At 40.8% G+C, this 19759-nt stretch carries 18 protein-coding genes and 5 tRNA genes; 3 read left to right on the top strand and 20 right to left on the bottom strand.

Annotated features, from left to right (window positions below):
- Positions 1–60 precede the first annotated feature (60 nt).
- Complete coding sequence (locus GLV98_RS00630; protein ID WP_337193719.1) at positions 61–912, top strand: hypothetical protein; 852 nt, start codon at positions 61–63, stop codon at positions 910–912.
- Here the strand turns inward: GLV98_RS00630 and GLV98_RS00625 are convergent.
- From GLV98_RS00625 to rpmG, 5 genes are all read right to left on the bottom strand, one after another.
- Positions 909–2441: a rhomboid family intramembrane serine protease gene (locus tag GLV98_RS00625; protein WP_160911059.1), complete on the bottom strand. Its 1533-nt coding sequence runs from the start codon at positions 2439–2441 to the stop codon at positions 909–911. The genes GLV98_RS00630 and GLV98_RS00625 overlap by 4 nt on opposite strands.
- Before the next feature lie 109 nt (positions 2442–2550).
- Complete coding sequence (locus GLV98_RS00620; RefSeq protein WP_160911057.1) at positions 2551–2736, bottom strand: hypothetical protein; 186 nt, start codon at positions 2734–2736, stop codon at positions 2551–2553.
- A gap of 30 nt (positions 2737–2766) precedes the next feature.
- Positions 2767–3750, bottom strand: coding sequence for an L-lactate dehydrogenase (locus tag GLV98_RS00615; RefSeq protein WP_160911055.1), 984 nt, complete (start codon positions 3748–3750; stop codon positions 2767–2769).
- 93 nt (positions 3751–3843) lie between these two features.
- The gene (locus GLV98_RS00610; protein ID WP_160911052.1) at positions 3844–4413 is read right to left on the bottom strand and encodes a 5-formyltetrahydrofolate cyclo-ligase; all 570 of its coding nucleotides are present in this window, start codon (positions 4411–4413) and stop codon (positions 3844–3846) included.
- A gap of 364 nt (positions 4414–4777) precedes the next feature.
- A complete protein-coding gene (gene rpmG / locus GLV98_RS00605; RefSeq protein WP_035509116.1) occupies positions 4778–4927 on the bottom strand; it encodes a 50S ribosomal protein L33 in 150 nt (49 codons plus the stop codon).
- 183 nt (positions 4928–5110) lie between these two features.
- On the opposite strand from rpmG, the gene GLV98_RS19930 reads away from it, so the two are divergent.
- Together GLV98_RS19930 and GLV98_RS00595 are read left to right on the top strand one after the other, a co-directional pair.
- A complete protein-coding gene (locus GLV98_RS19930; RefSeq protein WP_202409868.1) occupies positions 5111–5488 on the top strand; it encodes a hypothetical protein in 378 nt (125 codons plus the stop codon).
- Complete coding sequence (locus GLV98_RS00595) at positions 5485–5934, top strand: endolytic transglycosylase MltG (RefSeq protein ID WP_160911050.1); 450 nt, start codon at positions 5485–5487, stop codon at positions 5932–5934. The genes GLV98_RS19930 and GLV98_RS00595 overlap by 4 nt, the downstream gene beginning before the upstream one ends.
- A gap of 143 nt (positions 5935–6077) precedes the next feature.
- Here the strand turns inward: GLV98_RS00595 and phoU are convergent, their stop codons facing one another.
- From phoU to GLV98_RS00520, 15 genes are all read right to left on the bottom strand, one after another.
- Positions 6078–6737, bottom strand: coding sequence for a phosphate signaling complex protein PhoU (gene phoU / locus GLV98_RS00590; RefSeq protein ID WP_160911048.1), 660 nt, complete (start codon positions 6735–6737; stop codon positions 6078–6080).
- A 19-nt stretch (positions 6738–6756) separates the two neighbouring features.
- Positions 6757–7524 (bottom strand): phosphate ABC transporter ATP-binding protein PstB, encoded by a 768-nt coding sequence (gene pstB / locus GLV98_RS00585; RefSeq protein WP_237417035.1) that lies wholly within the window; start codon positions 7522–7524, stop codon positions 6757–6759.
- Positions 7525–7627: 103 nt separating this feature from the next.
- On the bottom strand, positions 7628–8506 hold the full coding sequence (pstA, locus tag GLV98_RS00580; RefSeq protein ID WP_160911045.1) for a phosphate ABC transporter permease PstA: 879 nt from the start codon (positions 8504–8506) through the stop codon (positions 7628–7630).
- Positions 8506–9453, bottom strand: a complete 948-nt coding sequence (gene pstC / locus GLV98_RS00575) for a phosphate ABC transporter permease subunit PstC (protein ID WP_160911043.1) — start codon at positions 9451–9453, stop codon at positions 8506–8508. The genes pstA and pstC overlap by 1 nt, the downstream gene beginning before the upstream one ends.
- A 79-nt stretch (positions 9454–9532) precedes the next feature.
- Positions 9533–10531: a PstS family phosphate ABC transporter substrate-binding protein gene (locus GLV98_RS00570; RefSeq protein WP_160911041.1), complete on the bottom strand. Its 999-nt coding sequence runs from the start codon at positions 10529–10531 to the stop codon at positions 9533–9535.
- Positions 10532–10742: 211 nt separating this feature from the next.
- Positions 10743–12890: a peptidoglycan D,D-transpeptidase FtsI family protein gene (locus tag GLV98_RS00565; protein WP_160911039.1), complete on the bottom strand. Its 2148-nt coding sequence runs from the start codon at positions 12888–12890 to the stop codon at positions 10743–10745.
- A gap of 85 nt (positions 12891–12975) precedes the next feature.
- Positions 12976–14211 carry an MFS transporter gene (locus tag GLV98_RS00560; protein WP_160911037.1) on the bottom strand — a complete coding sequence of 412 codons (1236 nt, stop codon included), beginning with the start codon at positions 14209–14211 and terminating at the stop codon, positions 12976–12978.
- 102 nt (positions 14212–14313) lie between these two features.
- Positions 14314–14928 (bottom strand): superoxide dismutase, encoded by a 615-nt coding sequence (locus GLV98_RS00555; RefSeq protein WP_160911034.1) that lies wholly within the window; start codon positions 14926–14928, stop codon positions 14314–14316.
- 176 nt (positions 14929–15104) lie between these two features.
- Positions 15105–15177, bottom strand: a tRNA-Phe gene (locus GLV98_RS00550).
- Positions 15178–15239: 62 nt separating this feature from the next.
- Positions 15240–15332 (bottom strand) — tRNA-Ser (locus GLV98_RS00545).
- Positions 15333–15343: 11 nt separating this feature from the next.
- Positions 15344–15420 (bottom strand) — tRNA-Ile (locus GLV98_RS00540).
- Between the two features lie 3 nt (positions 15421–15423).
- Positions 15424–15499: transfer RNA gene (locus tag GLV98_RS00535), tRNA-His, on the bottom strand.
- A gap of 24 nt (positions 15500–15523) precedes the next feature.
- A tRNA-Met gene (locus GLV98_RS00530) sits at positions 15524–15600 on the bottom strand.
- A 450-nt stretch (positions 15601–16050) separates the two neighbouring features.
- Complete coding sequence (locus tag GLV98_RS00525; protein ID WP_160911032.1) at positions 16051–17688, bottom strand: Na/Pi cotransporter family protein; 1638 nt, start codon at positions 17686–17688, stop codon at positions 16051–16053.
- 197 nt (positions 17689–17885) lie between these two features.
- Complete coding sequence (locus GLV98_RS00520; RefSeq protein WP_160911030.1) at positions 17886–19670, bottom strand: methyl-accepting chemotaxis protein; 1785 nt, start codon at positions 19668–19670, stop codon at positions 17886–17888.
- Between the last annotated feature and the right edge of the window lie 89 nt (positions 19671–19759).

The raw sequence follows: 19759 nt of genomic DNA, 5'->3' as shown, positions 1-19759 counted from the left end.
TCCTGAACTATAGATCACCTATGCAGAGAGGATGTATGAGGAGATGATAGTTTGAGAAAAGTGTGGGTACATTGGGTACTTGTTCCTTTGGCCTTAGCCATAGTCATCGCACTATATACTCAATATTTTAATGAGGAATCGGTCATTAAATATTTCCCTTTAGATGAAGGAAGTGGTTTTCAATCTTTCGGGACTACCTTGAACTTTGCTTCTGAGGAAGATGAGGACGAGTATGAAATTTTATGGAATATGTTCTCTGAGAGTGACAAAGCCATGTACTTGAGACAGGACGTCTCCCTTTTATATGTAAACGGACGACTAAAAGGTGTGGTGAGCAAATGGGAGGAAAACACGGCAAAAATAAAGAAGGAAACGTCCTTACATGGAGAAGATAGTCAAAAATATCAGGCCATTTCTTTCCACCATGGGGAAATACATGAGGATAGTGGTCCGATTAAAAGCATCCAGGCAAGTTCTAAGGACGAGCTATACGTCATTGACTCTCCTCACTCTAAGCGGACCGCATTCAAAGAACCAGCAAATCAAGAGGAGGAAGAGTGGAAGAAGAGATTGGACCATTCCATTCAGCAACAACTCGAAGTCCAATGGGAAGAATTGCTGACATATTATGGCATCAAAAAAGAAGATTACACGCTTGTCCCATTGACTGATCTCGCAGACTATGAAGACAAGCCGCTCCCTGAAACAAATGAAGAGGACTCAGAACGAATAAAAGGACAACTGTGGGAAGGTTTGTATAAAAACTATGTGCTGGGCATTAGTGATACAAAATCCTCCCACCCGATCCAAAGTTATATTCCACTTATTCTTTTTGATAAAAAAGGGAAGCATTTGATCGTCCTTTATGAGGATGATACCGGAAAAAAACATCGCCTCATTCAGTCCTATTAGCGGAGGTTTTCATAGAGTTCTTTAAAATCCTCTTGATCAGGATTAATATCAGCGGCTCGTTCCGCATGGTCAGCCGCTTTATCTTCTTCTCCTACTTGTTGGTAGAGTAGGGCTAAATTATAATGTGCTTCTGCCATCTTAGGAGAGAGTTCCAGAACACGAAGCAAATCTTCCTCAGCCTCACTTGTTTCTCCTTTTTGTAAATATGCAAACGACCTGTTAAAAAGAAGAGCAGCTTCGTATCTCCCAGGGTCCGCCAAGGTTTCACTTGTAATTTCTATTACTTCATCATAGTCACCCGATTGATTTAAATCCTGTGTCTCTTGTACCTCACTAAAACCTTTTTCGTTATTGAAAAGCCCCTTATAGCCAGTAAACGCCATGCTTGAGATAAGTAATAAAAAGACAGCAAGAGCAGCCAGCTGCTTGGACTTATTCATCTGTTTAGGCATACGCACGGTTGCAGTGGCAATAAAACCACCGACCATTCCCCCGATATGTGCTCCATTATCAATTTGTGGAACGAGAAGTCCGAATGAAATATTGAGGATGACAATAAAAATGAGGTTCCAGCCCATTGTTCGGAAAAACAACTGTTTATGTTGGACACCGAAAAACAAAAGGGACCCAAACAATCCGAAAATGGCGCCTGATGCTCCGGCTGCCACATGAGGATTCAACATAAAACTCGCCACACCGCCAAACAAACCTGAAAGTACATAGATCCATGTAAAACGCCATGTTCCATACAATTTTTCAACGGCAGTACCTAAGTAATAAAGGGCGAACATGTTCATAAAAAGATGGAGAAACCCTATATGCAAAAACATAGAAGTGGCAATTCGCCACCATTCCCCGTCCATAATGGCTGGATTGAATTTTGCACCGTATTGTATGAGTGTATCCACCGAAGTACTCTCACCCACCCACTCAATGTAAAGAAAGATCAAGACATTGACTGCAAGCAAAAAGTAGGTTACTTGAGGTTTACCATAATCGAAAATTGACAGGACCTGTCTTCTTTGATCCTGTTGTTTTTTGACAAGCTGTTGCTTCAAGTAAGGAAGCATGGCCTCCATTTCACTTTCACTAACCTGCTGATCGATGAGAGGTTCTTCTAATTGAAAAGCCTCGTAAAGCTTTTTCTTTTCTACTGTTTTGTTTTCATCATCCATATAGTAAATGGAAATTGGATTATTTTGTGATGAAGAGATGTCACTTTCAACATTCTCCCACTCTTCCACAGGAGGGTATTCTGAAACATACAGAACATGGAACTGGACTTTTCCGCCTCGGAATAACTTTTTGTTCTGGGACAACTGTCGATATGACTTTTCCAGGTCCCTCCGCAACTCATTCCTCCAGTTGATTTGTTTATGAGATAAACGAATGACATGTGTTTGCCAGCCCTGTTCCTTCTCCAGCCAAACTTCCCCTCGTTCTGCACTCATATTAAGCACTTGAAAATCTTGTGCAACAACCAAGTCATAGGTAAGTTTCCATAAATAAAACTCTTGTTCAATAAACACGTTGCAACCCCCTCGATAACACCTACATCATATCATGCCCTTTTGTTAAGGAGCTAACTGAAAGCATTGAAAAAAGCTGCCAGGAACATACCCTGACAGCTTATTATACTCATAGCCCACGGAACATTTGAGAAAGAAATTTCTGCCTAACCCAAGGAATGTTCATGGACAACCGAACAAGGAGCTTACGAAGAAAAGGGATTTTCGTAACAAAGTCCAACGCTTTGTATCGATACTTATACACCGTTGCTACAACCGAGCTGATGATCATCACCCATCTGAAAAATTGACGCATCTCATCCACCTCTTCTTTTATTAGGTGAACTTATTTTTCACTTGAGTGGTCATCCTTATACACATAGTTATGAATGACAGGTTCCATCGTCTCCTTTAATATGGAAGCTGAAGAATGAAACTTTTTCAGTTCATCTTGATCCAGGTTCAACTCAATGATTTCTTGAATTCCTTTTCGATTTACGATCGCAGGTACACCTATATAAAGGTCATCCATGCCATACTGCCCTTGTAGGTAACCAGAGACAGTCAAAACTGCATTCTCATTGTGGAGTATCGCCTTCGTTAAACGAACAAGCCCCATTGCGATTCCATAATGAGTGGCTCCTTTGCGTGCGATGATGTGATAGGCAGCATCCCTGACCTGTTCAAAAATACCTTCCAGGTCCTTTACATCATACAGATCAGGATGGTCTTGGATACGATCGAACACAGAGCGGCCAGCGACATTTGCGTGACTCCAAACCGGTAGCTCAGAATCTCCGTGTTCACCCATGATATACGCATGGACATTACGTGTATCGATATTGAAATATTCGCTGAGTTTGAAACGCAGTCGAGCTGTATCCAGAATCGTCCCTGACCCAATGACACGTTCAGCAGGAAGGCCGGAAAACTTCCACGTCATATAGGTTAGGATATCAACAGGATTCGTGGCTACAAGGAAGATCCCATCAAAACCACTTTCCATAACAGAATCAACAATGGACTTAAATATGGCCGTGTTCTTTTCAAGCAAATCCAACCTTGTTTCCCCTGGTTTCTGGTTCGCCCCTGCCGTGATAACGACAAGATCCGCACTTTCACAATCGGCGTAATCCCCGTACCATATTTTCTTGTTCGCTGGTGCAAAGGCAAGGCCATGATTCAAATCCATCGCATCGCCTTCCGACTTCTCTTTGTTCAGATCAATCATGACCAACTCATCTGCAACTCCCTGGTTCAACAAAGCAAAAGCATAGCTGGAGCCCACAGCACCTGTACCTATTAACGCTACTCGATTGAGATGTTCCAATCCAATCCCTCCTCTGTTAATCTAACCCCATTATAACTTGAAAAGATTGCTCATTACTTCACAATGAATGAATGTTTTGTGACATCCTCACAATTAAATCTGGTATGTAGATCGTATGCCGTTTTCTGTGAGCACATATTCCACTCTCTGATCAAATTCTTCATAAGGGAGTGGTGAGTATTTTTGTCTAACGGAAGCGATCATTAAGGTTTTCCCTCGATACCCTTCAATGAAACGATCAAAATATCCTCCGCCATACCCTATTCTGTACCCTTTTTCATCAAACAATAGCCCAGGTACAACAAGAAGATCAATATCATTTTTCTTCACTAATGCTGATTCCTCAGGCTTTGGTTCCCTTAAACCAAAATAAACTCGCTCCAACTGATCATACTTTTCCAGGTGGTAAAATTTCATCTGCCTATTCTCGGGAATACATTTGGGCACCACCATCTTCTTACCGGCCCGCCACCCTTCCTCGATAATAGGTTCTGTAGACCATTCATGTGTTTGAGATAAAGTGATACCAACCACACTGGCGTTTTTCCATATTGCACTTTCAAACAAACTCTCATGCATTTTTGCTTCGATTTGGAGTCGCTCTTTCACACTTATTTCTTGAAGAATCTTCTTTCCTTTAAATCTGAGTTCGTTCTTTTCCAACCTCCGCACCTCCTCATCTGTCCTTTAAATTAATTTATTTCATAAAAAACCCCTATTCTTGAAGGCTCAGTTTCGAGATATTTGTTGGAGCTTAGGGAATCTGTGAAACAGTTCGCATTCCATGGGGAGGCAGTGAGTCCTCCTCAAGATACGCCTCCCGGGGTCCCCGCAGCACGCATTTCGAGGAAGCTCGGCGCTCCCCCACAAGAAAGCGAGTGGCTTCCCAGACACCCCTTACGCTCAACATGGCAACAAACCCGGAAACATCTCGAAACTGAACCTTCCATTTTCCTGCCCTATTGTTCAATAACAAATTTAGTATAGCTTCAGATATAAAAAAAACAGTAGGAAATAATCCTACTGCTTACTTTGTTTCACGGTGAAGCGTGTGCTTCCCTACGCGTGGGCTGTATTTCATAAGCTCTAGACGCTCTGGGTTTTTACGCTTGTTTTTTGTGCTAATATAATTGCGGTCACCAGTTTCGGTGCATGCAAGTGTAATGTTTACGCGCATTATTATTCCTCCTAATCATAAAAGCTATTCACTGTCTCATTCACATTATCAGACTAATTCATAATACCAAAAACGAGAGAAGCTTTCAAGTAGTTATTCAGGTAAAAACGGTGAAATATCCCATAGCCACGCATCTCATTCTATGATATAAATAAATGTGGACAACCAAAGGAGTGATACAGCTTGATTTATGTGATTGGTACATTGGCTGCTGTTGCGCTCGGTCTTTTTGTTCTTTCATTCTTCATGAATGACCGCATGAAAGAACTTGAAAACCAAGTCGAACAGGTCAATATGACAATGATGCAAAGCAACTACCAGCTCAAAAAGAAAATGAAGGTTTTGGAGGAAGAGCTTCTAGCTGAAGATTTAACTCAAGAAATCATGAAACAGCATCCGAAGAAAAAAGAAGCTCCTAAAACCCTTCCATTAGTCGATACAGTTCGATCCATGTATCAAAAGGGCTATAAAACCCACTACATAGCAAAACAGACGAATCTAAGTGAGCATGATGTCCACTCGATGATTCAACAGCAAAAAAGTGGCGGTGTTCAAACATGAAACAATGGATACGTTCCTACGCCCTGGGTTTACTTACAGCTGTCCTTGTGTTTTCTATATCCTACTGGAACACAGGTGACACATCTTCGAAAGTCGTAAAAAAGGAATATGAAACGGAAGAGTTGATCCAACAACTCGAAAGTGAAGGATATCAAACTTTAACCATGGATGAGTGGAATACCCTCAAGGCAAGAGATAGCAAAGAGGTCTCAACTCGCACCTCTCCCAAGGATCCTGTAACGACTTTTTCAATGGACATCGTTTCAGGTACTACTACAAATGATATCAGTGAAAAGCTGATACAGGCCAATATCATTGAAGATGCTGCCGAGTTTGAATCTTTCATGAAAGACAATGACTACAGTCGTTATATACAGATTGGTCAGGCTACACTAAATTCAGGAATGTCGCTTCAAGAAATTGCTGAAGCCATTACATCTAAGTAGAAAAGCTGCCCTATCGCGGCTTTTTTCTTTATATTTACAGGATTACTTTATAAAGAAATAAATAATCTATATAGATAAGCCGAGGATTTCTCAACACTAAAAAGACATGAATCGAAACAATCGATTCATGTCTTTTATTTCCATTATTTATTCAAATCGTACGTTCTTCCCTTAACCAGATAGAAGATACTTTCGCCAATGTTTGTAATATGATCAGCGAACCTCTCAATATACCTGGCTACATAAGCCATCTGCATGATGTGCTGAATCTGTTCTGGATTGATCGCTGTCAATTCCAACATCTCTTTTACAATCGATCCGTACTTTTTGTCTACAACGTCATCCATTTCAGCAAGCTTCTTCGCTAACGATATATCTTCATACTCGAAAGATTTAATAGCCAAATCCACCATATCCATAGCAAGGACAGCCATTTCACGCAATTCAGGATCTATTTCAATCCCATGATGCTCACCTAAGTGAATGGTTGCCTTCGCAATATTTGTGGAGTGATCAGCCATACGTTCCAAATCGCTGGAAATTTTGATAGCAATGATGATTCTTCTCAAATCCCTCGCTACCGGCTGTTGCTTAGCAAGCATTAAAATAGCATCATCGTTTATCTTTTCTTCCTTACGATCAATAACTGCGTCATTTTCCAGGATTCTTTTCGCAGCCTCTACATCCCTTTGATATAGGACATGGATCGCTTGGTCCAGTGAATCTTTCGCATTATGAGCTAACTCTTTAATCTGTTTCTTTAAGTCTTCGAGCTCTTCTTCAAAATGAACACGGATTGACATGAATATCCCCCCTAAAAAATTAGCCGAAGCGTCCAGTAATATAGTCCTCTGTTCGCTTATCGTGAGGGTTTTGGAACAAGTTATCTGTGTCAGCGAACTCGATTAATTCTCCATTTAAGAAAAAGGCTGTTTTATCTGAAATACGCGCGGCCTGCTGCATGTTGTGTGTAACAATAATAATGCTGTATTTTTCTTTCAGCTCCTGAACAAGCTCTTCTACTTTCGCTGTTGAAATCGGGTCTAATGCTGAAGTCGGCTCGTCCATTAAGATGACGTCCGGTTCAACCGCTAATGCACGCGCGATACAGACACGCTGCTGCTGACCACCAGATAGACCATAGGCATTTTCATTCAAACGGTCTTTCAGCTCATCCCAAATCGCCGCACCTCTTAAACTTTTCTCAACGATTTGATCTAATACTTCTTTCTTTTTGATCCCATGGATTCTTGGTCCGTAGGCTACGTTATCATAAACACTCTTAGGGAACGGATTAGGTTTTTGGAAAACCATCCCTACCTTCGTGCGAAGGTATTCTTCTTTATATTTACTGCTGAAGATTTCCTGGTCACGATATTTAATGGATCCGGAAGTCTTTACAATCGGGACCATTTCAACCATGCGGTTTAATGTTTTCAAGAACGTCGATTTCCCGCAACCTGAAGGTCCGATAATCGCTGTCACTTGTTTTTCTGGTACTTCCATGCTTACTTCATATAAAGCTTGATCTGAACCATACCATAAGTTCAAGTCATTCACTTCAATGATGCTATTGGTTTTCTCTTTCATTTTTCCCTCTTTTTTAACCTCTGGCTTCGCTGTTCCCTGGTTTACCTTTTTATTTGTTTTCTCTTCCATTACTTTATTCATATTGAAACCCTCCTCATCCTAATTAAAGACGACGTTGATATTTGTTTCTGATTAAAACAGCAATTGAGTTCATGAGTAGTAACACAGCTAAGAGAACAATAATTCCTGCTCCTGCCACGTACTGCCATTCTTCTTGTGGTCTACCTGTCCAGTTGTAAATCTGAATAGGCATGACGGTGTATTTAGCCAGTAATGACTCTGGTAATGTGTAGATCGCAGTGGCTGCGCCAACGATAATCAAAGGCGCAGTCTCACCAATTGCACGTGACAAAGCGATAATTGCACCGGTAAGAATTCCTGGAATAGCAGCTGGCAAAATGACGCGGGCAATGGTTTGCCATTTAGAAGCTCCCATTCCGTAGGATGCTTCCTTGATTTCAGCTGGAACCGAACGGACAGCTTCTTGAGCAGCTACTACGATGACGGGAAGAATCAATAAGGCCATCGTTAATCCACCAGCAATAAGCGTATAACCAAAATTAAACATATAAACGAAGAAAGTTAATCCTAATAGTCCGAATACAATGGAAGGTACACCAGCTAAATTTTGAATGTTTACTCTGATAAAGTCCGTGAACTTATTTTTAGGTGCGTACTCTTCCAAATAGATCGCTGTCGCAACACCGATAATGACAGCAAAAATAGCAACGATAATCATCAAGAAAACTGAACCGATCAAACCAGCGTAAATACCCGCTTCTTCTGGATATGGTGCTGGGAAGTTCAAAATATAGTCAAGACTTAAATAACCAATTCCTTGAGTCAATACACGATAAAAAAGTAAAACTAGAAAGACTAATCCTACTGCGGTAGCCATACCAAACAAGACCATAAGGACTTTGTTGAAGGCTACTCTCCCTTCCATACGTTTCCTGATATTTTGTTCATTTTGACCAAGCATCAATATTCCTCCCTGAACTTACGAGAAATGTACTGAGCAATAAGGTTCATGGCGAGTGTGAAGACAAACAACGTCATCCCTACTGCATACAAACTGTAATAAATGGTAGACCCGAATGTGGTATCACCTGTGGCTGCCTGTACAATAAAAGCAGTCATGGTTTGGATCGATTCTGTCGGATTGAATGTCAGATTAGGTGTAGCTCCTGCCGCGATCGTTACAATCATTGTTTCTCCAATGGCTCTTGAAATAGCAAGAACGATGGATGCGATAATTCCGGATAGAGCAGCTGGTAGAACCACCTTAAATACAACTTCTAATTTTGTTGCACCTAACCCATAAGCTCCTTCCCTTAAAGCATTAGGAACAGAGTTCATAGCATCTTCTGAAAGAGATGCGACCATGGGAATAATCATAATACCGACTACAAACCCACCACTAAGGGCGTTAAAAATTCCTAAATCAGGAATGAAGGATTGGAACATTGGTGTAATGAATGTCAAAGCAAAATAACCATAAACGACCGTCGGGATACCTGCTAATACTTCAAGCACAGGTTTGATAACACGTCTCACTTTATCATTTGCATATTCACTCAAAAATATGGCAGACATAAGTCCTAATGGTACAGCTACAAGCGTAGCGATCAATGTGATGAGTAATGTACCTCCAATCAACGGCGCAACTCCATACTCACCTGACCACGGTGACCAGCTTGTTCCTGTATAAAAATCAACTAAAGACACATTGGAAAAGAAGCCAATAGACTCTCTCAACAAAGTAAACAATATCCCCACAGTTGTTAAAACACTAACTGCAGCACAAAGAAGTAAGAAAAAAGGAATGATTCTCTCTATTCTTTCCCCAAAACTTTTTTTATTCTTATTTCTTTCAATCATTTGTTGGACGTCAATCATTTTCCCCTCTGATTGTAACCCCTTGTCCATGTTAAAAACTCCTCTCATCCATAAGGCAAGGTGAGACTCCAAATTAAGTCTCACCTTCCTTGTTAGGTTTTCAAATCAATTACTCTGCCCAGCTTTTTGCTGTTTCAAGTTGCTCTTGATACTTGTCTTCAGGAAGTGCTACATACCCTACTTCTTCAGCAGCTTTTCCAGCATTGTTCAATGTGTACTCTACGAAATCACGAACTTGTGCTTTTTCTTTATAAGCATTCACGTTTACATAAGTGAATAGTGGGCGGGAAAGTGGTGTGTAAGAACCATCTTGAATTGTTTCAGGGTTTGGTTTTACAGCTTCGTTGCCGCCTTCAGAAATTCCAAGAACTTTCAATACATCTTCGTTTTCAGCATAGTAAGCATATCCGAAGAAACCAATAGCGTTTGGATCATTTTCAATACCGCGAACAAGGACGTTGTCATCTTCAGAAAGTGTTGTGTTAGATCCTTCTTTCATTGGCTCTTCTTCAAGAATTACTTCATTGAAGTAATCGAATGTACCGGAATCATGTCCAGGGCTGAAGATTTTGATTTCTTCTTCTGGCCATTCTGGATTGATATCAGACCACATTGTAGCGTCTGAAGATTCAAGGAAGATTTGTTTCAACTGTTCAATTGTCAATTCTTCAACGAAATCATTTTGTTGACTAACTACAACAGAAAGACCATCATAAGCTAGTTCTAGTTCTTCTAATTGAATGCCGTTTTCTTCAGCAGTTGCCATTTCTTCTTCTTTAATAGGACGAGAAGCGTTACTCAGATCAATTTCACCTACTGTGGATTTTTTGAATCCACCGCCGGATCCGGAAGAGTTCACTGTTACGTTCACATCAGGATTTTCCTGATTGTAAGTGTAAGTCAAGTTTTCCATGATCGGAAAAACAGTAGAAGATCCATCAATAGCGATTGGTCCGGATACTTCTTCAGAACCTTCAGCATTGGTGCCTTCTTCTGAATTGTTACCTTCTTCAGCTGCTGGTTCCTCTTCGGATCCTCCGCATGCAGCAAGTACACCCAGCACTAGGATGAACATTAGCATTAGTGCAAAACTTTTAAAGTTTTTCATTTCTTTCTCCCCCTATATTTGTGGTTATGTTTTGTGTTCGACGGCTTGGCCATCTCACATTTTATATATTAACGAGAGAGTTTTAATGACATATGAACCAAACGTAAAGGTTTTGTAAATTGGCGTTTTTTGTTGAATAAACACCTTTATGTTTGGATATATCTCAATTTTTCATCCGTTAATATATAAAAAAGGAGTGATACATGTCGTATCACTCCTCAGTTTCTGCTTCTTCCTCTGAATTATTCGTAGTTATTCCGTTCTTCTGCCGTTCCTCTTTCAGTTCAAAATACGCTTGTCCAATCCGCGCACCAATTTTGTTGCTGATATCAAAAGTACTTGTTGCGTTTTCTCCTAAATAAGGGGAAACGATGGAAAAAGCAATTTCCGGGTCATTCGAAGGTGCATATCCAACCAAGGTTTTATTTAATAGTTCGCTGTAGGTTGTTCTTTCACCATTTTCATCAAACACGGCTTTGAATGATTGTGCCGTTCCTGTCTTTACAGCCATGTTGTATTTCGCATAAGGTTCTTTAGAGAACACATGACTTGCTGTCCCCTGATTTGTTTGAGCAACTTGCCTGAACCCTTCTTGTACTCTTTCAATATAAGATTGGTCCATCTCTAGCTGGTTCAATACTTGTGGACTATAATCTTTGTACAATGGACCCAGCCCATCTTTCAGCGATGGCTCATGAACACTTTTCACCAATCTTGGCCTCATTCGGTCACCACCGTTTGCAATGGTGGATACATATTGGTTCAACTGCATCGGTGTATAGGTGCTGAATTGGCCGATGGAGAAGTCCAGGATGTGTCCTGGGTTCCGAGGTTCGCCTGTAACCCCTAAACCTTCATACGGAAAATCAATACCCGTTTTCACACCAAGTCCGAGCTGGTTAAAATTATAAATAAAGTTGCCAAACGTGCCTTGTTCTAATGATAGTGAATTCATATCATAGTTGTTGCTATAATTCCCTCCTAAGTACATAGCGAGGAAGTACATATATACGTTCGAAGACTGCTGAAGTGCTGCAATATCATTGACGGTACCTATATTAGATGTGTAAGAACTTTTTTTAGTTGGCCCTATGGTGACTGGTTTGTCATTGATCCATGTATTAGGTGTCACAGCGCCTTCATGTAATCCTGTTAACACGGTAGCTCCTTTTACAATCGAACCAGGCATATAGGAATTATAAAGAGCCTGATGGGAAGTATCAGAGAATCGAGATTCCCCATCTTCAGGATTTCTGTTGTAGGTTTGACCTGTAATCGCCAAAATTTCACCTGTGTTTGGGTTAGAAACGACTGCCACAGCATTCTCCAGGTGTCTGTTTGGACCAGGGGCTTTGCGAATGGCTGCTTCCAGTTCTTCCTGAACAATCTTGTTGACTCGTTCTTGCAACTCCATGTCTATCGTCAGGACGAGATCTTTACCTTTCTCCCCCTCACGAATTACCTTGGAATTAATCACATTATTGTTCTTGTCTGTTTCGTATTGGACCTTTTCTTTCGTGCCTCTTAAAACATCCTCATACTGTTGTTCTAGCCCGCTTGTTCCCACACGATCATTACGGCTGTAATCCAACGACATGAAATAATCCAGTTGATCTCTCGGAACACCTTGTTCTTTCGAAGTAATGCTTCCGATATAACTGCGGAAGACAGAATCATACGGATATGTACGCTCCCAATCCGATGTCACGTTAATCCCGGGTAACTCAGCTAAGTGTTCAGCAACAACCGAATATTCCCTTTCAGAGATATCTGTATTTTTCAAAACGTGAGGTGCAAGAGCATAGGCTTTGTCTAATTCCTTCTTAATGGCTATGATTTCCTTCGTTTGGTTGTCATAGCCAGCAATTTCGTCTTTTTTAATGCTATCTAGTTGAAGTTGGTAGACTTCACCATTATCCAATTCTGATGTATCCTCATTTTCAATACGCGCAGCAACCTCTTCCTGGTTTAGAAGAAAGAAGTACTCCTTAAGGTCTCTATCCGTTAACTTCCCTTCAAATTCCATATCTATATACTTAGATATTTCTTCAGCTAATTGCAGCTTGTCATTAGGTTGAACACCTTTTGGAGGTGTGTAGGTAATCGAATATAACGGCTGGTTATCAACCACTACACGGCCATATCGATCGTACATTTCTCCCCTAGGTACTGGTATGCTGGTCGTTGTGTTTTCTGTACGGTCAATTTCTTCCTGGGCCTCTTCCCCGTTTAGAATTTGAACGACCCCTAGTTGAAGTATGATTCCAGCAAATATTAGGAATACAACAAAAAACACCACGTTCAATCGGAAAGAAAGGTGTGACTTGTACTTCGATTTGTTTTTTTGCTTCTTTCCCATGAACTCCTCTCCTTCTTTACATGCTTCATTCATTATAGCATTTATTATGCATCATAGAATAGATGAAGCTCATGGGTTATTGTGTTCAATTATGTGACGATTCTGTGCACTGCGTGTCAATACCCTTCACAAAGAAATAGATAAAGAAATGACCGCCTCCAACAATCAACAAAATATAAGGAATTCCAGTTTCCGGCGGGATGAGCGTTATGGCAATAAGGAAAATTACAATGGATAACACTCTTCCTAGATTAAGAAAAATCTCCCTGACTACAATGTATTCAATTCGCATTTCAGCTGCATTCCACGATTTTCCTATGACGTCGTACGTCAACGAAATATATGGCACATAAAGCATTGGGAAAAACACCCCTGCAACCCCTGCATAGATGAGCAACAGAGCCATCGTATCACTGAAAAGTAAAATCAAAACACTCAAATATAAAGCCAATCCTGATATAAGGATCGCCTTCTTCCTCCGCCTGGGCTTAACCCAACGACTGACTAGAAAGTAGAATAGAAAAGAAAAACCAGAATAAACCAAATTGAATACACCTAAAGACAACTCATTTTCAGTCAATAAAAAAATCCAGATGGAGACCGCAAATAAGAAGGTCCCTTCTCTAAAGCCTTGCGAAACATGAGCATTCAATATTCGTCGCCAATTTGAGTTATTCCTTCTCTCTGATACAATCCTACGGAACGAAAAATTACCTTTAGCCTTTCTTCTCGATAAACCAAAACTTACAAGGACAGCAACTATGAACAAACCGAAGGAAATCGTGAAAATCACAGTATATCCAGTAAAATTGTTCAACCTGGAAATGATATAACCCGCAAGTATCGGACCGGTCATTCCACCTAGAGATTGCAGCACACCAAGAAATCCATTGAAAAAATCGCGGGTATCAGGTTCAGTAATCTCAAAGGTCAACACATTGTAAGCAAGCCAATAAAAGCCATACCCTACCCCCAAAAGTGACCCCAGCATAATATTAAAGGTAGCTGCCCGTTCACCCACAAGTAACACAGTTAAAAAAAACAAAGAGAGAACGGTTACGCCGGTTCTCAACACGATGACACGATCTATTCTCTTCGCGCACTTGCCCGCTAATATGAAAGTTATTGGTTGCAATACATAAATGGCTAAATTATAGAGAGCTATGTCAATGTAGCTATTGGATTGTTTCCATAAGTATATGTTCACAAATGTACTGGATAAGAATATACCGAGAGAGTATAAGCCTCCAATGAGAAGTAACAGCAGTAAATCTTTTGATACATTTTCGTGGCTGAGCCACACACGCAGCTTACTCACCATATCCATGTCTCCTTTGTGTTCACCTTTAGTGTTTTCAGAACAAAAGGAGATATACAAAAAGAGAGGCATGGATTAATATCCATGCCTCTCAGTAATTTTCAATTATTTAGCTGCGTCGAAACGCTTTGCTACTTCATCCCAATTTACAACGTTCCAGAATGCTGAAACATAATCAGGGCGACGGTTTTGATAGTTCAAGTAATACGCATGCTCCCAAACATCAAGACCTAAGATTGGAGTTTTACCTTCCATAATCGGAGAATCTTGGTTAAGAGTATCGATTACTTCAAGGTCACCATTATTGACTACTAGCCAAGCCCAACCAGATCCGAAGCGGCCTTTTGCCGTTTCTTCAAACTTTTCTTTGAACTGGTCGAAGCCACCGAATGTATCATTGATTTTCGTAGAAAGATCGCCTGTTGGCTCACCGCCACCATTCGGAGACATAATTGTCCAGAAAAGGCTGTGGTTTGCGTGGCCGCCACCGTTACGGCGAACCGCTGTGCGGATATCCTCAGGTACAACAGAAAGATTATTGGAAAGAAGCTCTTCCAAGGACTTATCTTGTAGATCTGCATGTCCTTCAAGTGCATTGTTAAGCTTTGTTACATATCCGTTGTGGTGCTTCGTATGGTGGATGTTCATTGTTTCCTTATCAATAGTGGGTTCTAATGCATCATAAGCATAAGGTAGTTCTGGTAGTTCAAATTTAGCCATAATGTAACTCCTCCTTTAAAATAATATGTAAAACAGAAGCATTCCGCTTCATATTTTACATTATCAAACGGAAAAATGATTAGCAAATGTTTTGCATCACGATATTAAGAATTCCCTGAAAGCAAATTTTGAAACATAAAAAAACAACCAAGCATCACTTGATTGTTTAAAAAGAGTGGCTCGGGACGGAATCGAACCGCCGACACACGGATTTTCAGTCCGTTGCTCTACCGACTGAGCTACCGAGCCATGTTTATATTTGTTTTTATATTATTGACCATATCGTCCATAATTTCGTTAATTAAGTATCATGGCGGAGGAGGAGGGATTCGAACCCCCGCGGGCCGTAAAGCCCCTGGCGGTTTTCAAGACCGCTCCCTTCAGCCAAACTTGGGTACTCCTCCGAAACATGTTGTGGTGGACCCTGCAGGACTCGAACCTGCGACCGATCGGTTATGAGCCGATAGCTCTAACCAGCTGAGCTAAGGGTCCACATGGGGCGGTTGATGGGAATCGAACCCACGAATGCCGGAACCACAATCCGGTGCGTTAACCACTTCGCCACAACCGCCACGTTTTTTTAATTATGTATGTTTGGTGGCGGTGGAGGGAATCGAACCCACGACCTCACGGGTATGAACCGTACGCTCTAGCCAGCTGAGCTACACCGCCAATTAATATCGCTTGTGAGCGACTTTAATAATATAACATTTCTATTTCAGAACGTCAACTGTTTTTTCTCTCTCAAATCAGCGACAAAAATAATATATCACGCCCTTCTGCTCCTTTCAAGGGTTTTTTAACAAAAAATATCTTGAATATACTTTCATATAAGTTCTTTTTTCTTAAAGATTTAGTTTCGAGAAACTATTAAGGTAAAGGGGCGGAGGGAAACGAAGAGACTCCTAAGGGGTGTGCGGGACAGCTGAGACTCCACAGAGCAAGCTCGAGGAGGCTCAGCGCCCGCCCCCATGGAAAGCGAACCTTTTCCCGTAGCCCCTAAATCCCAACAAACATCTTGAAACTGAGTCTTACACAATCCTGCCAACTTCTTTCATAACACTTGTTGTGTCAAACATCCCATAACCACAAAAAAGGCGGCTGAGTCAGCCGCCTTTTTCTTTATAGACTTTCTTTTTCTCCTAAAACTTCTTCAGCAATGTTCACGGCATGGTCACCGATACGTTCTAAGTTGCTGATCATGTCGACAAATACAATTCCTGCTTGTCCTGTACATACACCCTCGTTCAAACGGATGATGTGCTTCTTACGATAACTACGTTCCATACGATCCAATTCATTCTCTTTTTGAACGACGGCCAGTGCTTCTTCGCGACTCATCGTTTCAAGAGATCTTGTCGCCTGTTTGACGGTCATTAACGTAAGGTCAAACATTGTATTCAAATCCTCAATGGCCTGAGGAGTCAGGTTCACTTTATTTGAGTTCTTATAATCGATCAGCTCAATGATATTCTCAAAGTGGTCACCAATACGTTCTAAATCTCTGACAGAATCCATTAGTGCCGAATGCTTGTGACTTTCCTCATCTGAAAGTGAAGCTTGAGAAAGATCCACTAGATAATCTGTTATTTTGCGATCAAGGTTGTTCAAAGCATCTTCAATTTGCATAGCAAGTTCAGAGTGCTTTTGCTGTTTATTGTTTAAATAAAGGCTTGTCTCTTCAAGACCTTTATAAGCATATTCACCCATACGAACAACTTCTTCTTTTGCTTGGTCTAAAGCAAGGGATGGAGATTGTTCAATAAAGATCGGATCCAAATGCTGTGGTTTATGATCAATTTCTGAATCCTTTCCTGGTACCAGTTTAATGACAATCCATGCGAGGACTGCAATAAACGGGAATTGGACAACCGCATTAGCAATGTTAAAGGATCCGTGGGCAAAGGCAATGGTCATTTCAGGCTCTAAATCCATACTCGTTTGTAACCAGTTCACATATCTTTCAAATGGAACTAAGAAAATTAAAAATACGGTAGCACCTAACACGTTGAATATGACGTGAGCAAAAGCAGCTCGCTTCGCCCCGACACTCGCACCGATGGATGCAAGAACAGCTGTAATCGTTGTTCCGATATTATCACCAAACAATACAGGAATAGCTGCTTGTAAATCGACAAGCCCTTCTCCCAGTAACGTCTGCAAAATTCCAATTGTGGCACTGGAGCTTTGTACAATAACTGTGAATAAGGTACCTACAATAACACCCAGAATCGGGTTATCACTCATGCTTACCGTCAAATCCTGGAAAGCTTGTAATGATCGAAGTGGCTTTACTCCTCCACTCATTACTTCAAGTCCAAAGAACAAAGCACCTAGACCGAAGATGGTCTGACCAAAGTTCGCGACTTTTTTACTTTTGAAAAAGAATAGCAAGAAAGCACCAACAGCAAGGATTGGTAATCCATAAGCTTTAATATCTATACCTATAATAAATGCAGTCATTGTTGTACCAATGTTGGCACCCATAATAACACCAATCGCTTGTCTGAATGTCATGAATCCTGCATTGACAAGACCTACAGTCAATACGGTAGTCGTACTACTACTCTGTACAAGAACCGTAACGACGGTACCCGCGATCACACCCATAAATGGATTGCTCGTGAAACGGTCTAATAGTTCCCTCAAACGATCTCCCGCTGTACGTTGTAGTCCATCCGCCATATATTTTAAGCCGAATAGAAAGATACCGAGTCCACCGATGAATTCAAATATCATCTGTTGCACATCGATTTCCATGTTCTCCACCCTTTCTTCATCCAAGTTTCTTCATTTTTCTCTTTATTAAAACAACCTCACTCATATTAACCATGGAAAAAGCTTTTGTAAAGGCAATTCATGAATCTTAACATTAAATTTACATTCGCATAATACTGAAGCAACTGTTGTGTGTTATTTGAATTTTCAAATAAAAAAAACCCCGTGATTGGGACCTTTCATGAAGCTTTCTCTTCAACTGTAGAATCATCTTTATGCTCATCATTGCCAGCAAGATTCAAATTTTCCTTTACTGCTTCTTCATTTTCAAATTGATTGGAAGCAATAATACTGGATAACTCCTGTGTAAGTCCAATCAGATCATTAGTAAATGCATCGAAAGTTTCCATAGTGAATTGTTGACGTACGGATGTTTCGGCTAATTTTTCTGTAGAACGAGCCTGATTTGAGGTAACTTTGTTCATTCCTTCAATAACATCCTCCATACGAGGCATGACCTCTTTGCCTTCATTCAACTGGTGTTTAGTGGACTCTAATTGTAAGTTAAACGTGTACATACCTTCCGATAAATTCCTGAAGGCATTTTTTGAAATATCCATTTCATGCTGCCTTTCCTGAATTTCACGTTCCATTTGGTCAAATTGTGTGGAAAGGTCACCACCGAGAGACATGACATCCTTCATGCGCTGGTCGACATCAACAGCTGCTATTCTAGATCGGTCAGCCAGTCGTCGAACTTCCTGGGCGACAACAGCGAATCCTTTTCCGTGCTCACCAGCACGAGCGGCTTCAATAGAAGCGTTCAATGCAAGCATTCTCGTCTGCTCTGCAATCTCTTGAATTTTGGTGCCAGAATCCTGAATATTTAACATGTAGTTTTGAAAAGTTTCGATTCTTGAAGTCATTCCTTGAATTCCTTTTCTAAAACTATGGAAAGATTGTTCGACCTGCTCCACTCCTCCATTCCCAGAGTGAACAGCGCCATTCATTCGTTCCTGTTCGCCAAATAGGTTTTCCAATGTTTTTTGCAACTGACTGAATACCATATTCAATTCGTCAAAAACTTCTTTTTGGCTATCCATATATTCTGAAGTTTGCTCACTTTCACCTTGGACTTGATTTACACTTTTCCGAAGATCGCGGTGGACAAGTTTTAGATCCTGAGAAGAATCATCCATCTGTTCACCACCTTTTTCAAGTTGATTAACAGCCCCTTGAAGCGAAGAGAGAATATCTGCAATTTTATGTATAAGCTCTTCAAAACTTTTCCTTAACGACTGGATCTCAGGGAGGCTCGTATTAATGGAGCTTGCTTCACTAAGAACCCCATTTCTCGCTTGCTTCATAACACGTTGCATCTGTTTCACTGGATGAACGCTTTTCCCTACAACCAAATAAACAATTATACCAATCGCTATTACGGTAATGAGACCTAATATCAATGTGTACATGGCCATTTGGCGCACTCCACTCATAAAATCAATCTCTGGGACTCCAAGAACATAAATTCCTTGTAATTCTTGGACAGGTGCATAAGATAACACAAAACTTTCCCCATCCAACTGCACGGTTTCTGTACCATTCTCTTTGTTCAGAAGTTTCTTCGCAAGAGGTTCAGGAAGAGGAGCTTCATCCATTGTAGGGTACGAATAGATTCCCTCGTTATTAATGAGATAAGCTTCAGAGGATAAACCATCTTGTTGGATTTGCGCCTGTTGAGCATTTGAGTATCCTTCCATGCGTTTTGTGAATTCTTCCTGGTCTCCAACGAAGGCGTACATCAATTGTTCTGCTACATCCTGAGCCATCAACAACTCACGTTCCAGGCGATCATGGACTAAATTCATTTGATTTTCCTTAGCCTTCGTGTACGAGAAGAAACCAATCATGGAAACTGAAATAAGTACAAGCGCACAAACGATGACTGTCAGCCTTATTTGCAAGTTGAATTGAGGCCATCGCACGTTTAAAGCCATCGGTTTGAGTCGCATCTTTTTATTCATAAAATAAACACTCCATCTCTTTGAATGATTGCACAAACAAAGTATGACGACAGAGTGTTAAGGGATTGTTAATGATCTTTTAAGGTTTG

Source organism: Halobacillus litoralis, from assembly GCF_009856415.1.
Classification (GTDB): domain Bacteria; phylum Bacillota; class Bacilli; order Bacillales; family Halobacillaceae; genus Halobacillus; species Halobacillus litoralis_C.
This window is presented reverse-complemented; position numbering and strand designations above follow the sequence as displayed.

Bases quoted from the DNA above. Each gene is read 5' to 3' on its own strand.
- GLV98_RS00620 (WP_160911057.1), bottom strand. From the start codon at position 2,736: ATGCGTCAATTTTTCAGATGGGTGATGATCATCAGCTCGGTTGTAGCA.
- rpmG (WP_035509116.1), bottom strand. From the start codon at position 4,927: ATGCGCGTAAACATTACACTTGCATGCACCGAAACTGGTGACCGCAAT.
- GLV98_RS00595 (WP_160911050.1), top strand. From the start codon at position 5,485: ATGAAACAATGGATACGTTCCTACGCCCTGGGTTTACTTACAGCTGTC.
- phoU (WP_160911048.1), bottom strand. From the start codon at position 6,737: ATGTCAATCCGTGTTCATTTTGAAGAAGAGCTCGAAGACTTAAAGAAA.
- pstB (WP_237417035.1), bottom strand. From the start codon at position 7,524: ATGAAAGAGAAAACCAATAGCATCATTGAAGTGAATGACTTGAACTTA.
- pstA (WP_160911045.1), bottom strand. From the start codon at position 8,506: ATGCTTGGTCAAAATGAACAAAATATCAGGAAACGTATGGAAGGGAGA.
- pstC (WP_160911043.1), bottom strand. From the start codon at position 9,453: ATGGACAAGGGGTTACAATCAGAGGGGAAAATGATTGACGTCCAACAA.
- GLV98_RS00570 (WP_160911041.1), bottom strand. From the start codon at position 10,531: ATGAAAAACTTTAAAAGTTTTGCACTAATGCTAATGTTCATCCTAGTG.
- GLV98_RS00565 (WP_160911039.1), bottom strand. From the start codon at position 12,890: ATGGGAAAGAAGCAAAAAAACAAATCGAAGTACAAGTCACACCTTTCT.
- GLV98_RS00560 (WP_160911037.1), bottom strand. From the start codon at position 14,211: ATGGTGAGTAAGCTGCGTGTGTGGCTCAGCCACGAAAATGTATCAAAA.
- GLV98_RS00555 (WP_160911034.1), bottom strand. From the start codon at position 14,928: ATGGCTAAATTTGAACTACCAGAACTACCTTATGCTTATGATGCATTA.
- GLV98_RS00525 (WP_160911032.1), bottom strand. From the start codon at position 17,688: ATGGAAATCGATGTGCAACAGATGATATTTGAATTCATCGGTGGACTC.
- GLV98_RS00520 (WP_160911030.1), bottom strand. From the start codon at position 19,670: ATGAATAAAAAGATGCGACTCAAACCGATGGCTTTAAACGTGCGATGG.